This is a genomic window from Clostridia bacterium, assembly GCA_014360065.1.
GTDB lineage: Bacteria > Bacillota > DSM-521 > Neomoorellales > JACIYF01 > JACIYF01.
The window spans coordinates 23,697-37,107 of sequence record JACIYF010000006.1 but is presented as its reverse complement, the minus strand read 5'-3'; the positions used below and the strand labels follow the sequence as shown (position 1 = coordinate 37,107).

The window sequence follows — 13,411 nt, the reverse complement described above, 5'->3', positions numbered from 1 at the left end:
CCCAACAGCCTCGCACCTGGTTACGGCTCGATAGGGCTCTCAATCCCAGCCAGGATTGCCAATTCACGGCGGATCAAGCGGGGGTTTTTGCCCTGGACGATGCCGATAATCCCCTCCATGATTATTCGGTCTGCCAGCATCTGCTGCTCCGCCCGGGCTTTTAGTTTAGTGGCAATTGGTAGCCAGAGAATATTGGCACTGGCTATACCGTACAGGGTGGCCAGAAAAGCCACGGCGATGGCAGCTGCCAGCTTGGTGGTGTCAGCAATGTTGCTTAAAACGTGTACTAGGCCGATAACGGTACCGATGATTCCCATGGTGGGGGCATAGCCACCAGCAATCTCGAAAATTTTGGCGCCGCTCTTGAAGTCTTGCTGGCGCCGCATGATTTCATTCTCCAGAATATGATGGATTTGTTCTGGATCCACCGCATCGACGGCGAAGGACAGACCATCGCGCAGGAGACGGTCATCAAACTGTTGGATGTAGCTGTCCAAAGCTAGAAGCCCCTCCCGCCGAGCGGTTTCCGCCAGCTTTACCAGAGTATTGATGGTGTCCTCGACGTCGTTGCGCTCAGATTGGAATACCTTGCGCAAAAGCTCCGGGATCCGCAGCAACTCCTTTACTGGGCAAGAAAAGGCGGTGGCACCTATGGTTCCCCCGAAAATAATAATAATGGCGGGAACATTGAGCAAGGCAGCCAAGCTGTTTCCTTCCATGATTAGAGCCACGATGATGGCTAGGACGGCGCCAGCAAGACCTAAAACACTGGCTAGGTCCATAAAACGTCTGGCGGCACCCGAGTGCTACCAGTTTGCCTCCCCTCTGTAAAGGTATTCGTTGGCGAGCCCTCACGCTACTGCCTCTCCCACCAAGACTATCGACAGAACCAGGGACAAGATTAAGGGGAGGGAACAAAGGCCATGGTAGGAAGCTGAGATTCTATATTGAATCAAATGGTGCGCAATAAATAACACCGTAGTTGCTGCTGCAGGGAGGCAAGAAAATGGTTGCTGGGAGCGAGCCTTTGTATGATAAACGCTACCAATGTCTTTTGTGTGGGCGGGAGTTCACTAACAAGAGGGTGCGACTAAGGCACATCCGCCAAATTAGCCGCGACAGTGACTTCTGCGGGCACTTTGAGGGTGAAAACCCCTATTTTTATGAAGTCATGGTTTGTCCTAACTGCGGCTACGCTTTTACGGCTAGCTTTGGGCCGGTCAAAAAAGAACGGCGCCAATTAATAATCGACCAGTATGCGAGCAAAATCAGCCGCAAGGATTATAGTGGGCCCCGAACTCTGGCCGATGCCTTAAGTGTATATAAATTGGGCCTACTCTGTGCCAACCTAAATCTGGAAAGAAGTTCGGTCATGGCGGGTTTATGCTTACACATCGCTTGGTTTTATCGTTACAGTCAGGAAGAAGCCGAGGAAAAAAGATACCTTCGCTATGCCTGCGATCTTTACCGGGAGGCCTACGAAAAAGAAAGTGGATCCGCCAAGGAGATGGATCCCAACTTAATGCTCTACCTGGTTGGGGAGTTGGAGGGGCGTTTGGGCAATTACCAGGCTGCGGTTCGGTGGCTAAGCCGCCTAATGCAGGAGCGGGGATTGCAACCTTACCTACGCGAGTTATTGCGCGAGCGTTGGGAGGCCTATCGTGAGCAAATGAAGGCGGCACAATCATAGTGCTTTTGACCTGGGCCTGGGGGCGGTATGTCCTGGCCATGTTGATCTTAAGCCTGCTCTTAGGTAAGGCGGAATGAAGAAACCTGCGGTATCGGGGAGGTAGCCGGTGGATCAGCCGGGATCAGCCGGCCAGGCCTTGACAATTTTTGACCATTGATCTATACCTAATCTTGTGCAATTCCTGAAGATATCGAGGTGACAATCATGCCTACTTATCAGTATAGGTGCGAGCATTGTGGTATCTTCGAGGAGACGCAAAAGATTACGGCTCCCCCCTTGGAGCATTGTCCCCGGTGCGGGGGTCAGGTACAGCGCTTAATCAGCCCTAATATAAACATCATTTTTAAAGGCCCAGGCTTTTACTGTACCGATAACCGGAAGCCCAGTTATACCCCTTCGCACGAGGAAAGCTCTACCGGCGCCTCCAATGGCGGTTCCTCGGGCGCCTCTTCCAGCACTTCTGGTGGTACCAGCAGCTTAAAGAAGGCCGTCCCCGACGATTGAGGTGGGAATATTAGCAGCGCTGGTGCCTATAATTGGTTAGCGGCATGGCAAGCCACCCAGTGATGGGGGGCTAGTTCCACCAGCTGGGGATCGGCTTCCCGGCAAGGCTCGCTAACCAGCGAACAGCGGCTCTGAAAGCGGCACCCGGGCGGGGGATTGACCGGGCTAGGGACATCGCCCTGGAGCATGGTCCGATGCCGCTCGCGCTCGGCCCGCGGGTCGGGGATAAGTATGGCGGACAAAAGCGCCCGGGTATAAGGGTGCAAGGGTTCCCGGAACAAGTCGTCGCTGGCTGCCAGTTCCACCAGCTTCCCCAGGTACATTACTCCTACCCGGTCGCTAATGTGCCTGACCACCGAAAGGTCGTGGGCGATAAAGAGATAGGTAAGTCCCCTTTGTTCTTGCAAGGAGAGGAGTAAGTTGATGATTTGGGCCCGTACCGATACGTCCAGGGCGGAAATGGGCTCATCGGCAATTATGAACTCCGGCTCCAAAGCCAGGGCCCGGGCAATGCCGATGCGTTGTCGTTGGCCCCCGCTGAATTCATGAGGGTAGCGGTTGGCATGTTCTCGGTTTAGCCCCACCGTCTCCAAAAGCTGTACTACCCTGTCTATCCTTTCCTTTCCGGAGGCCAATTTGTGGATGTCCAATCCCTCGGCCACTATGTCCGCCACCGTCATCCGCGGGTTCAAGGAGGAATAGGGATCCTGAAAAATCATTTGCATTTTTCTGGTTAGCCCCTTAACTGCCTTGCGCTTGGGGCGAGAGCCATTAATGGGTTGGCCCAAAAAGCGGATGTGGCCGCTGGTGGGCGGGTATAGCCCGATGATGCTCTTGCCCACCGTGGTTTTGCCGCAGCCGCTCTCGCCCACCAGGCCAAAGATTTCTCCGCGATTAATGGCAAAGCTGACGTCATCGACGGCGTGCAGCACCTGCCGGCGGCCAAAATAGAAGTATTTCTTTAAGTGTTGAACTTCAATTACTGGAGCTTGCTGCGCCAGTGTCATCTTCAGCCCCCCTGGACTTCTAAATTCTTAAGTGCCTGCTCTCTGGCCAAGGGATGAAGCAGCCAGCAGCAAGCCGAATGTTCAGCTTCTACGGTGTGAGTATCCGGCGGCATCTCTAGGCAGACCTGCATGGCCCTGGAGCAGCGGGGCGCGAAGGCGCATCCGGCCGGGGGACGAAATAGGTCGGGCGGAGTACCGGGGATGGCGACCAACTTGCTTTTGCCGCCAGCATCCAGCCGGGGGATAGATCCCAAAAGGGCCAGGGTATATGGGTGCTGAGGGTTATAGAATACCTGTTCGCTTTTCCCTTCTTCCACGATTTGGCCGGCGTACATGACCACGATCCGGTTGGCCAGCGCTGCCACCACTCCCATGTCATGGGTGATGAGGATGATGGAGGTCTCCAGCTGTTTTTGCAGGCTCTTCAAAAGTTCCAAGATCTGTGCCTGAATGGTAACATCCAGCGCGGTAGTGGGCTCATCGGCAATGAGAATGGTAGGCCGGCAGGCCAAGGCGATGGCGATCATCACCCGCTGGCGCATGCCGCCGCTAAACTGGTGAGGGTAATGGTTGATGCGCTCGCTGGGGCGAGGTATGCCTACCAGAGAAAGCATTTCCAAAGCTTGAGCCCGGGCCTGATGCCGGCTCAGCCCGCGGTGGCGCTCCAGCCCTTCCATGATCTGGCGGCCTATGGTCATAGTGGGATTGAGGGAGGTCATGGGATCCTGAAAGATCATGCCTATATTGGATCCGCGCAGCTTGGCCAGCTCCTTTTCGTTGGCGGCCTGGATTTTTCGGCCCCGAAACTGGATCCAGCCGCTGGTAATCCTTCCGGGAGGGGTGGGGATGAGGCCCATCAGAGCTTGGGCGCTGACGCTCTTTCCGCAGCCCGACTCTCCCACTATGGCTAGGGTTTCCCCGCGATCGAGGTAAAAGCTTACTCCCCGAACGGCGTGCACGATGCCCGCGTAGGTATGAAACTCAACTTTAAGATTTTTTACTTCCAGCAGATGTTCCATGTCAGCCACTTCCTACCACCTACTCCCTCAGGCGCGGGTCCAGGGCATCCCGTAGGCCATCGCCCATGAAGTTAAAACCCAGCATCAACAGGCTTATAGCGGAAGCTGGAAAGAAGAGCAGGTGGGGATAAATGCGGAGGTATTGGTAACCGTCATTGACCATGGTTCCTAGGCTGGCCTGGGGCAGGGGCACGCCTAGGCCGATGAAGCTCAAAAAGGCCTCGCCAAAGATGGCCACCGGGATGGTAAAGGTGAGCTGCACCACCATTACTCCCAAGGTGTTGGGCAGCAGGTGGCGAAAAATTATCCGGGCTGGGCTCGCCCCCAAGGCTTTGGCAGCTTGGACATAATCCTGCTCCCGAAGCTGGAGCACCTGGCCTCTTACTAGCCTGGCCATTCCTACCCAGTTGGTAATGCCCATGGCCAAGATGATGGTATTTATCCCCGGGTCGAGTACCACCAGCAGCAAGATTACGATCAAGAGGTAAGGAATGCCGTAGAGGATGTCCACGATCCGCATCATGATGTCATCTACCACGCCCCCCAGATAGCCAGAGATGCCGCCGTAAATAGCTCCAATGAAAAGGTCCAAGAGAGCGGCCATGACGCCGATGTAAAGGCTAATGCGGGTGCCGTAGCAGAGGCGGGTAAAGATATCTCGCCCTAAGAAATCAGTGCCCAACCAGTGCTGGGCGGAGGGCAAGGCAAAAGTATTGTCAAGAAATTGCTGCCTATACGTATAGGGGCTGACCAGAGGACCGATGACCAAGGCTACCAGCACCATGGCAATGATAATGCCCATCCCGGTCAGGGCCAGTCGATTTTGAGAAAAGCGGTGCCAAGCATCCCGCCAATAGGAGATGGGAGGGCGGTGCAGGGCCTCGCTTTCTAGCTCCGGTAAGCGTACTGGTCGAAACAGGCTAGCGTCAAGCATCTAATCTCTCTCCCTTACCAGGCGGATGCGCGGATCGATCAGGCCGTACGCTATATCCACCAAGAAGTTCATCAACAGCAGGATAACCGCGTAGAAAATGGTGGTACCCAGGATGAGGGGGTAATCGCGATTGTAAATGCTGGCCACATAATAGGACCCTAGCCCAGGAATACCAAAAATCTGCTCGATAACGAAGGTACCGGTAACGATGGTGGCAACCAGCGGTCCCAAGATGGTGACGATGGGCAAAAGGGCATTGCGGACAGCGTGCCTCCAGATCACCTGGCCGGTGGGCAGGCCCTTGGACTTGGCGGTACGAATGTAGTCTTGATTGAGCACATCCAACATGCTGGTTCGCATCATCCTAGCCATGAGAGCCAGGGTGGATAGACCTAGGGCAAAGGCGGGAAGAATGCTGTGCTGGAAGTCTCCCCATCGGGATACCGGAAGAATGCCCCACTTCACGCTTACTACATACTGGAGTACGGTGGCAACTACAAAGTTGGGCACGGAAATCCCGATGAGGGCAATGATCATAGCCACATAATCCCAAGTGCGGTTGTGGTAGAGGGAGGCGATTATACCTAGGGCTAGACCAGTGGTTACAGCAAAGAGGAGCGCCTCCAATCCCAAGGCAGCTGACACTGGAAAACCAGTAGCGATCATGCTGGTAACGGTGCGGTTGAGGTCCACCAGTGAAGTTCCCAGATCGCCCCGCAGCAAATTGGCAATGTAGATGAAGTATTGCTCCCACAGGGGCTTGTTGAGCCCGTACAGGTTGAGCATGGCCTGGCGGATGTGCTCAGGGACCCGGGGATTGAGAAAAGGGTCGCCGGGTATGGCGTGCATAATGAAAAAGGTAATGGTAACTATGGCCCAAAGGGCAATTAACATGAACGACAAGCGCCTCAAGATGTAACGACCCAATGTAGATCACCTGGCTCGGAAGTTGGTTTGGTATCGGGGGCAAGGCAATTGGGGCTAGGCCTTTGAGCCCTAAGGGCTCAAAGGCCTAGCCCCACCCATCTTACGCCTTGGGCATCTTGTAGCCTAGCTCTTTCAACCCTTCTTCTAGAAGTTTCTTGGCTTTTTCCGGATCCGCTTTCACCGGCAGGACATCCTTGACGTAAGTCTTCTGGAAGCTTTCGTTGGGTCCGGAATGAATCACTGGCGGCGTGTAAGCGGTGGCCGGCCAGGAGCCGTCTTTGGTTACGTTTTTAACGAAGGACTCGCGATCTACGGCTAGGGCAAAGGCTTGGCGGATCTTGGCGTTCTTAAACAGTGGATCTTGGCAGTTGAACTCCAGGTACCAGCAGGTAGCTTCGGAGATGGTCTTTAGGCCTTTGTCTTTATACTGATCGATGAATTGCCCTGGTACCCGGTAGAGGAAGTCAAGCTCGTTTTTCTCAAACATGTTGAGCGGAGTGTTGATGTCCTTGATCATATCCATATGGATCTTGGTGAGCTTAACGGTAGCAGCATCCCAGTAATTGGGGTTTTTCACTAAGGTGATTTCTGATTTGTGCTTCCAGGATTGGACCATGAAAGGCCCACTGGCGGCCATGAGGTTGGCCTCAGAGGCGTACTTATCGCCGTATTTTTCCACCAAGTGCTTGGGCTGAGGTAGGTAAGTGGGGAAGCTGGTTAGCCACAGGAAGAAGGGAGTGGGTTGCTCCAAGGTAACTTCTAAGGTCTTGGCATCCTTAGCTTTGACTCCTACGTTGGCCATGGCTTCCTCGATCTTCTTTACGGCTTGATCGTAGCCGGCCTTATCCTTGTTGGGGTCGGGGAGCTCGATGGTGTTTAGAGCTTGACCGCCTTTGAGGTAATACAGCTGGTAAGCGTATTGCGACCCGGTTCTAGGATCCAGAGCCCGCTTCCAGGAGTACTCGAAGTCTTCTGCTGTAATTGGCTTGCCGTCGCTCCATTTGGCATCCCGGAGGGTAAAAGTATAGACCTTGCCGTCGGGGGATACGGTCCAGTCTAGGGCTAGGCCGGAGCCTTTTTTGATCTCCCCATTGGGATCGGGGCGAACTAAGCCCTCAAGGACAGCATTCAAAATGTCGAAGGAAACTACGTCGGTGGATTTTTGAGCATCGAGGCTGGGTGGCTCTTCTCCTAGGTTCCAGTAAAGCTCATTTTCCTTGCCGGGGCGGCCTTCGGTGTAGGCCCACTTGAAGTCAAATTCGGCGCCCACGGCTTTGCGGACGATGCCCTTAACCCAAGGCTTGTCGACGAAGGGCCAGGCTCGCCAGTAGACCGGGGCAATGGGCAATTCCTGAAGAAGAATCTTTTCGGCTTCCGCCAGTGCCTGCATGCGCTCCTTTTGATCGGAGCTAGCTTTAGCCTTGTTAATCAGCTCATCGTATTTGGGGTTGGACCAATAGCAGTCGTTGAAGTCTCCGCCAGTGACCCAGAGGTCAAGGAAAGTGGCCGGGTCGTCGTAGTCGGCCCCCCACCCGGCAAACACCATGGAGAAATCTTTATTGCGCATTTTTTCCAGGCGAGTCTTGAAGTCGACTGATTGGATCTCGACCTGGATGCCCAGGTTGTCAAGAAACATTCCCTGCAAGGCTTGGCAAAGTTGCTTGGCCCGCTCGGTATCATCGGCGACCATTACCACTTTGGGCATTTCTTGTTGAGCAGCTTTCCCGCCGCCACACCCAGAAAGGGCTACGCTGGCAAGCAGCGCAATCAAGACTACCATACTCAATGCCTTAAGCTTACGCAAACTAGACCCTCCTCCTCCTTCATGCCAGGTTAATACTTCAAGTTCCACCGCCTGGCTCTACTTACTCCCCAACTCTCCTACCTACGTCTCATCTCCCTTCTCCCCACCGGTGGGGTGAATCCCGACAGGTACACGCCGAAAATCCAACAATGGGAATGTTCGCCAACATTAGCTAATCTCCTGTAACTCTCGGCAATTTTGGCTGGAAGTTTATTAACCATAGTTTCTGCTATAATTACCGATGAACACGAAAACTGCTAAGAGGAGAGTTGCACTTGAAGGGATTATGGTTTACCGAGCTGCAGACGCCGGAGTTAGCTATTTCTTTGCGGGCCCGGAGGGTCCTCCATCACCAACGTACTCCCTACCAAGAGCTGGCCGTGCTGGAAACGGAAGCGCTAGGCAAGATGCTGACCCTGGACGGAGTAATCCAGACCACAGTGGGTGATGAATTTGTATACCATGAGATGATCACTCTAGTGCCCCTAAACACCCATCCTAACCCCGAGCGGGTCTTGATCATCGGCGGAGGAGATGGAGGCAGCGCCCGGGAGTGCGTACGCCACCCGCGCACCCGCGAAGTGACCATGGTGGAGATCGACGGAGCAGTGGTGGAGGCGGCCAAAGAGTTCCTGCCTGAAATTGGAAGCGGCTTTGATTGCCCGAAGCTCAACTTGATCATCGGTGACGGCATCAAGTATGTGCAGGAGAAGCGCGATTACTATGACGTGGTGGTGGTAGATGCTCCCGATCCGGTAGGTCCGGCGGTAGGACTATTTACCCGGGAATTCTATGCCCAGGTGCATGCGGCCTTGCGGGAAGATGGGATCATGGTGGCCCAAACCGAATCCCCTTTTTTCAATAAGGACTTGGTGCTCAAAGCTTATCAGGATATGCAGAGCTTGTTCCCCATCGCCAGGGTATATCTGGCTACCATTCCTACTTACCCTGGGGGTTTATGGACCTTCACCTTGGGAAGCAAGCGCTACGATCCGGTGGCAGTGCAGCCAGAGACCATCCCTCCTTTGGAAACTAAGTATTATTCGCCCCAGATGCACCAGGCAGCCTTTGTCTTACCACCCTTTGTAAACAAGCTCTTGGGCAAGGCTTAGCTGGCCAGGCAGCATGACCAGGTAATGAAAAGCCGAGTGAGCGGCGCCAGCACGTTGGTCGCGAAGCGACAGTGCGCCAAGCTGCTCTGCACAAGCTTACGGAGCGGAGAACTAACGCGTCAGTTGAAACTAATGCCCTTGCAAAGGAGTGCCTAGTTTGCTTGAGCGGATCAAGCCCAATTGTCGCTTTTTAGCCAGCGGCGAGGATCTGAGCCGGGCCCGGATAGTGATGGCGGGAGCGCCCTTGGATGTTACTGCCAGCTTCCGCCCCGGCGCCCGAGAAGGGCCTACAGCTATTCGCTTGGCTTCCGCCTGCCTGGAAACCTATAGCTCCAAGTTCGACCGGGATTTGGAGGAAGTACAATTTTTTGATGCTGGGGATTTAGAGCTCGTAGGGGCGGATCCGGAGCAGAGCCTGAGGCAGGTGGAGGAGCTAATTCATGAAGTAGTGGCGGCAGGAAAGAAGCCGCTCCTTTTAGGGGGCGAGCATCTGGTTACCTTGCCGGCAGTAGAGGCCATGTTTTCCGCTTACCCTAATCTTGCGGTAGTGCAGATGGACGCCCACGCTGACTTAAGGCCCGAGTACTTGGGGCAAGCCCTCTCCCATGCCACCGTCATGTATGGGGTGGCCACAAAGGTGGGGGCAAAAAACTTGTTCCAGTTGGGAATCCGATCTGGGGTTAGGGAAGAGTGGCAATGGGGTGGCCAGCACACTAACTTCTATCCTTACCAGCTGCTAGCCCCATTGGCGCAGATTAAACCCCAGCTGGTCGACCGGCCCATATACCTTACCGTGGATATTGATGTGGTGGACCCGGCCTATGCCCCGGGGACCGGCAGCCCGGAACCGGAGGGGGTAACCGCAGAGGAGCTCTTGCAGGCCATAAGGATCCTGGCCGGGCTCAAAGTTGTGGGGGCTGACATCGTGGAGGTGGCTCCGGCCTGGGACCCCAGCCAGCGCACCGCCCTTCTCGCCGCCAAGATCGCCCGCGAGCTGCTCCTGGGCGTGCTCTAGCGTGGTTTTGCTGGCGACCACCTAAAACTCCTACTTGATTATGCCCGGGAATTAGAGGAGGAACTGACTTCGGAGGAAGCTGCCCATATTGAAGCTGGGAAGGCAGAAACAGCTCGGGGGGAATGGGTAGACTGGGATGAGCTCAAATGAGACCTCGATCTTTAAAGTCAGGCTATCTCGCCGGGCTGAAAACTACTTACGGCGTACCGATCGGAGCACGCAGAAGCGCATCGCAGCTGCCATAGAAGCCATTCGTCAAAGCCCGATCGGAGGTCCTCGCATCAAGGCTCTAGAAGGGTCTGATGGCGATTATCGCTATTTTCTCACCTGCGCATAGCCTATGGTGTTGATTGCGTGGAAGGATTATTGATATTGTCACCATCGGTCCACGGGGAGACGTTTACAAGAAATAGCTTTCGTACACTGTGATCAATGAGGCTTATGTTCCTGGTGCGGTGGGCGAGATTTGAACTCGCACGCCCGAAATGGGCACTACCCCCTCAAAGTAGCGTGTCTGCCTGTTCCACCACCACCGCATGCCCCCGGGCCTAATACCCTCAGGTATAGATTATACTACTCAAAAACTTTCGCCCTGTCAAGATTCAGCCGTACGCCGTTTAATCGTTGTATTCCCAAGGCGGTAAGTATATACTATGTATAAACCAGAAAAAGAGGGGGTACTTTTAGCTATGCAGCCACGGGTACAGAAGTGGGGCAACAGCTTGGGGGTCCGTATCCCTTCGCCGCTGGCCCAGAAAATTGGAATTACAGAGGGTACGCCGGTTGACTTCGAGCTTGGCGAAGATGCCATCATCATCCGCCGGAAGCGGTACAGCCTTGAGCAGATGCTGGCTAAAGTTACGCCAGAAAACATCCACACTGAAGTGGATACCGGGCCCCGGGTTGGTCGGGAAGCATGGTGAGAAAAGAGAAAGCCTATGTCCCCGAGCGCGGGGACGTGGTGTGGCTCCAATTTGATCCCCAGGCGGGACATGAGCAGACCGGAAGTCGCCCCGCGTTGGTTATCTCCCCAAAAGCATACAACGGCAAGGTGGGGCTGGCCCTTTTCTGCCCCATCACCACCAGAGCTAAGGGCTATCCCTTCGAGGTAGCGCTGCCTGAAGGTTCGCCAGTTTCGGGAGTAGTCCTTTCCGACCAGATAAAAAGCCTCGACTGGCGGGCGCGGAAGGGAGAGTTTGCCTGGAGAGTACCGGCAGAGGTAATGGCGGAGGTGCAGGCCAAGATCCAGCTGTTGATCAAGTAGGGCCAAGTCCGGGTTAGTGCCCTGGGCCTGCGGCCACGGCTGCTCTTTCTGGATGTTTTGGGCTTGCCGAGCTTCTCACCCTCCATCCAGCTTCACCTTCCTAGCTTCCCCTCAATCTTGATCTTTTCTTTACATCCCACCGGGATCTGCTGACACCTAATTGACTGCCAAAGCGGGTAAAATAAGCCCGACCAGGAAACAGTGGCCACCCAACTACGGGTAGCGGTGCCTCCAACCCATCCATGACCGGGCCGGCGAACTGGCACTGGCATGGGAATGATTCGGAGGCCCCGGGCACCAACAAGGAGGCGAATTCTTGATGCTGGACATCATTCTCGGTGGCCTGGTCATCCTGTTCTTACTGGCATATTTAGTCTATGCTCTGATGAAAGCTGAGGAGCTTTAAGGTGGAGTGACTGATGGCGGCCATCAATGCAGATATCTTGCAGATGCTTTTGTTCTTGGTGCTGTTATTGCTCCTGGCTGTACCTTTGGGGCGGTACATGGCTCGGGTCTTCACCGGCGAAAGGACCTGGCTCGACCCGGTGCTAAAGCCTTTGGAAAACCTTATCTACCGCCTTACCAGGGTAGATTCCTCACGGGAAATGAACTGGCGTGAGTATGCAGTCGCGTTACTGCTCTTCAATTTTCTGGGCATGGCGTCCCTCTATTTGCTGCAGCGCTTTCAAGGGTGGTTGCCCTTTAATCCCCAACAGTTTGGTCCCGTGCCCCCGGACCTGGCCTTTAACACCGCGGCCAGCTTTATGACCAACACCAACTGGCAGGCCTATGCCGGCGAAAGCACCATGAGCTATCTTACCCAAATGGCAGGGCTGACGGTGCAGAACTTCCTTTCTGCCGCTACCGGCATGGCCGTGGCTATCGCCCTGACCCGCGGCCTGGCCCGAAGGACGGCGGCCACCATTGGCAACTTCTGGGTGGACTTGACCCGGGCCACGGTGCGGGTGCTATTACCCCTCTCCCTGGTACTAGCGTTGGTGCTGGTTTCCCAGGGGGTAATCCAGAATCTGAGCCACTACCTGACGGTGACCACCTTGGAGGGTGGACGACAAACCCTGGCTCTAGGGCCGGTAGCTTCCCAGGAGGCCATCAAGGAGCTGGGTACCAACGGCGGTGGCTTCTTCAATGCCAACTCCAGCCACCCCTTTGAGAACCCGACCCCCTTGACCAATCTTTTGGAGATGCTGGCCATCCTGGTTATCCCCACTGGGCTGACGATTACTTACGGCCTGATGGTGGGCAATCGCCGTCAGGGTACGGTGATCCTGGCCGCCATGCTGCTGCTCTTTGTCCTGGACTTGGGGGTGGTCTACGGGGCTGAACATTATGGCAATCCTCAGCTGGCTTCCCTGGGGCTCAGTGGCCCTACCGCCATGGAAGGAAAGGAAGTTCGCTTCGGCGTCGCCAACTCTGCTCTCTTTGCCACCGTGACCACCGCCGCTTCTTGTGGCGCGGTCAATGCCATGCACGATAGCCTCACGCCCCTGGGCGGCCTCATTCCTTTGCTGCAGATGATGCTGGGCGAGGTAGTCCTGGGCGGCGTCGGCGCCGGCCTTTACGGCATGGTGGCTTTTGTAATTCTCACCGTGTTCATCGTCGGCCTAATGGTGGGGCGAACCCCCGAGTACCTGGGGAAGAAAATCGAGTCCCGGGAGATGAAGATGGCTACCCTGGCAGTCCTCATCCCGGCCGCCAGCATATTGCTGGGCAGCGGCCTGGCGGCGGCTACTACTGCTGGCACCTCCTCCATCGCCAATCCCGGACCGCACGGTTTGAGCGAGATCCTCTACGCCTTTTCCTCAGGTACGGGCAACAACGGCAGCGCCTTTGCTGGTCTAAACGCCAACACTCCCTTCTATAACCTGGCCATCGGCCTGGCCATGCTGATTGGCCGTTTTGGGGTTATCTTGCCGGTCTTGGCCATTGCTGGGAGCATGGCTGGCAAGAAGACGGTGCCGCCGGGCCCGGGCACCTTCCAGACTACCAGCTGGCTGTTCGCTGGCCTGTTGGCGGTGGTGGTGCTGGTGGTGGGTGCCTTGACCTTCTTCCCAGCTCTGGCCCTGGGGCCGGTGGTGGAGCACTTGCTGATGCTGGCCGGCAAGACCTTTTAAGAG

At 55.4% G+C, this 13,411-nt stretch carries 15 protein-coding genes and 1 tRNA gene; 9 read left to right on the top strand and 7 right to left on the bottom strand.

All coding sequences use genetic code 11. The features are described 5' to 3' along the window. Positions 1 to 20: 20 nt before the first annotated feature. On the bottom strand, positions 21 to 782 hold the full coding sequence (locus tag H5U02_02235; protein ID MBC7341264.1) for a flagellar motor protein: 762 nt from the start codon (positions 780 to 782) through the stop codon (positions 21 to 23). A 224-nt stretch (positions 783 to 1,006) separates the two neighbouring features. Here H5U02_02235 and H5U02_02230 point away from each other — a divergent pair, with 224 nt between their 5' ends. Both H5U02_02230 and H5U02_02225 read left to right on the top strand, forming a co-directional pair. Then, positions 1,007 to 1,690, top strand: coding sequence for a DUF2225 domain-containing protein (locus H5U02_02230; GenBank protein MBC7341263.1), 684 nt, complete (start codon positions 1,007 to 1,009; stop codon positions 1,688 to 1,690). 204 nt (positions 1,691 to 1,894) lie between these two features. Further along, positions 1,895 to 2,194, top strand: coding sequence for a zinc ribbon domain-containing protein (locus tag H5U02_02225; protein ID MBC7341262.1), 300 nt, complete (start codon positions 1,895 to 1,897; stop codon positions 2,192 to 2,194). A gap of 26 nt (positions 2,195 to 2,220) precedes the next feature. Here the strand turns inward: H5U02_02225 and H5U02_02220 are convergent, their stop codons facing one another. The 5 genes from H5U02_02220 to H5U02_02200 all read right to left on the bottom strand — a co-directional run bounded on the left by H5U02_02220 (position 2,221) and on the right by H5U02_02200 (position 7,885). Beyond that, complete coding sequence (locus H5U02_02220; protein MBC7341261.1) at positions 2,221 to 3,201, bottom strand: ABC transporter ATP-binding protein; 981 nt, start codon at positions 3,199 to 3,201, stop codon at positions 2,221 to 2,223. 2 nt (positions 3,202 to 3,203) lie between these two features. Then, on the bottom strand, positions 3,204 to 4,220 hold the full coding sequence (locus H5U02_02215) for an ABC transporter ATP-binding protein (GenBank protein MBC7341260.1): 1,017 nt from the start codon (positions 4,218 to 4,220) through the stop codon (positions 3,204 to 3,206). Between the two features lie 19 nt (positions 4,221 to 4,239). After that, entirely contained in the window at positions 4,240 to 5,154 is a 915-nt protein-coding gene (locus H5U02_02210; protein MBC7341259.1) for an ABC transporter permease, read from the bottom strand. After that, positions 5,155 to 6,081, bottom strand: coding sequence for an ABC transporter permease (locus tag H5U02_02205; protein ID MBC7341258.1), 927 nt, complete (start codon positions 6,079 to 6,081; stop codon positions 5,155 to 5,157). A gap of 100 nt (positions 6,082 to 6,181) precedes the next feature. Beyond that, positions 6,182 to 7,885, bottom strand: coding sequence for a hypothetical protein (locus tag H5U02_02200; protein MBC7341257.1), 1,704 nt, complete (start codon positions 7,883 to 7,885; stop codon positions 6,182 to 6,184). Positions 7,886 to 8,160: 275 nt separating this feature from the next. Here H5U02_02200 and speE point away from each other — a divergent pair, with 275 nt between their 5' ends. The 3 genes from speE (at position 8,161) to H5U02_02185 (ending at position 10,349) form a co-directional block, all read left to right on the top strand. Then, positions 8,161 to 8,997, top strand: coding sequence for a polyamine aminopropyltransferase (gene speE, locus H5U02_02195; GenBank protein MBC7341256.1), 837 nt, complete (start codon positions 8,161 to 8,163; stop codon positions 8,995 to 8,997). Positions 8,998 to 9,226: 229 nt separating this feature from the next. Then, complete coding sequence (gene speB, locus H5U02_02190; protein ID MBC7341255.1) at positions 9,227 to 10,012, top strand: agmatinase; 786 nt, start codon at positions 9,227 to 9,229, stop codon at positions 10,010 to 10,012. A 136-nt stretch (positions 10,013 to 10,148) separates the two neighbouring features. Continuing rightward, entirely contained in the window at positions 10,149 to 10,349 is a 201-nt protein-coding gene (locus H5U02_02185) for a hypothetical protein (protein MBC7341254.1), read from the top strand. Between the two features lie 111 nt (positions 10,350 to 10,460). On the opposite strand, the gene H5U02_02180 is transcribed toward H5U02_02185, so the two are convergent. Beyond that, positions 10,461 to 10,548: transfer RNA gene (locus H5U02_02180), tRNA-Leu, on the bottom strand. A gap of 153 nt (positions 10,549 to 10,701) precedes the next feature. On the opposite strand from H5U02_02180, the gene H5U02_02175 reads away from it, so the two are divergent. The 4 genes from H5U02_02175 to kdpA all read left to right on the top strand — a co-directional run bounded on the left by H5U02_02175 (position 10,702) and on the right by kdpA (position 13,408). Then, a complete protein-coding gene (locus H5U02_02175; protein ID MBC7341253.1) occupies positions 10,702 to 10,935 on the top strand; it encodes an AbrB/MazE/SpoVT family DNA-binding domain-containing protein in 234 nt (77 codons plus the stop codon). Next, positions 10,929 to 11,276: an endoribonuclease MazF gene (gene mazF, locus H5U02_02170; GenBank protein MBC7341252.1), complete on the top strand. Its 348-nt coding sequence runs from the start codon at positions 10,929 to 10,931 to the stop codon at positions 11,274 to 11,276. Before H5U02_02175 ends, mazF begins: the two co-directional genes overlap by 7 nt. A 316-nt stretch (positions 11,277 to 11,592) precedes the next feature. After that, on the top strand, positions 11,593 to 11,682 hold the full coding sequence (gene kdpF / locus H5U02_02165; protein MBC7341251.1) for a K(+)-transporting ATPase subunit F: 90 nt from the start codon (positions 11,593 to 11,595) through the stop codon (positions 11,680 to 11,682). Positions 11,683 to 11,695: 13 nt separating this feature from the next. Further along, positions 11,696 to 13,408, top strand: coding sequence for a potassium-transporting ATPase subunit KdpA (gene kdpA, locus H5U02_02160; GenBank protein ID MBC7341250.1), 1,713 nt, complete (start codon positions 11,696 to 11,698; stop codon positions 13,406 to 13,408). Positions 13,409 to 13,411 lie beyond the last annotated feature (3 nt).

Bases quoted from the DNA above. Each gene is read 5' to 3' on its own strand.
- H5U02_02235 (MBC7341264.1), bottom strand. From the start codon at position 782: ATGGACCTAGCCAGTGTTTTAGGTCTTGCTGGCGCCGTCCTAGCCATC.
- H5U02_02230 (MBC7341263.1), top strand. From the start codon at position 1,007: ATGGTTGCTGGGAGCGAGCCTTTGTATGATAAACGCTACCAATGTCTT.
- H5U02_02225 (MBC7341262.1), top strand. From the start codon at position 1,895: ATGCCTACTTATCAGTATAGGTGCGAGCATTGTGGTATCTTCGAGGAG.
- H5U02_02220 (MBC7341261.1), bottom strand. From the start codon at position 3,201: ATGACACTGGCGCAGCAAGCTCCAGTAATTGAAGTTCAACACTTAAAG.
- H5U02_02215 (MBC7341260.1), bottom strand. From the start codon at position 4,220: ATGGAACATCTGCTGGAAGTAAAAAATCTTAAAGTTGAGTTTCATACC.
- H5U02_02210 (MBC7341259.1), bottom strand. From the start codon at position 5,154: ATGCTTGACGCTAGCCTGTTTCGACCAGTACGCTTACCGGAGCTAGAA.
- speB (MBC7341255.1), top strand. From the start codon at position 9,227: ATGGCGGGAGCGCCCTTGGATGTTACTGCCAGCTTCCGCCCCGGCGCC.
- H5U02_02185 (MBC7341254.1), top strand. From the start codon at position 10,149: ATGAGCTCAAATGAGACCTCGATCTTTAAAGTCAGGCTATCTCGCCGG.
- H5U02_02175 (MBC7341253.1), top strand. From the start codon at position 10,702: ATGCAGCCACGGGTACAGAAGTGGGGCAACAGCTTGGGGGTCCGTATC.
- mazF (MBC7341252.1), top strand. From the start codon at position 10,929: ATGGTGAGAAAAGAGAAAGCCTATGTCCCCGAGCGCGGGGACGTGGTG.
- kdpA (MBC7341250.1), top strand. From the start codon at position 11,696: ATGGCGGCCATCAATGCAGATATCTTGCAGATGCTTTTGTTCTTGGTG.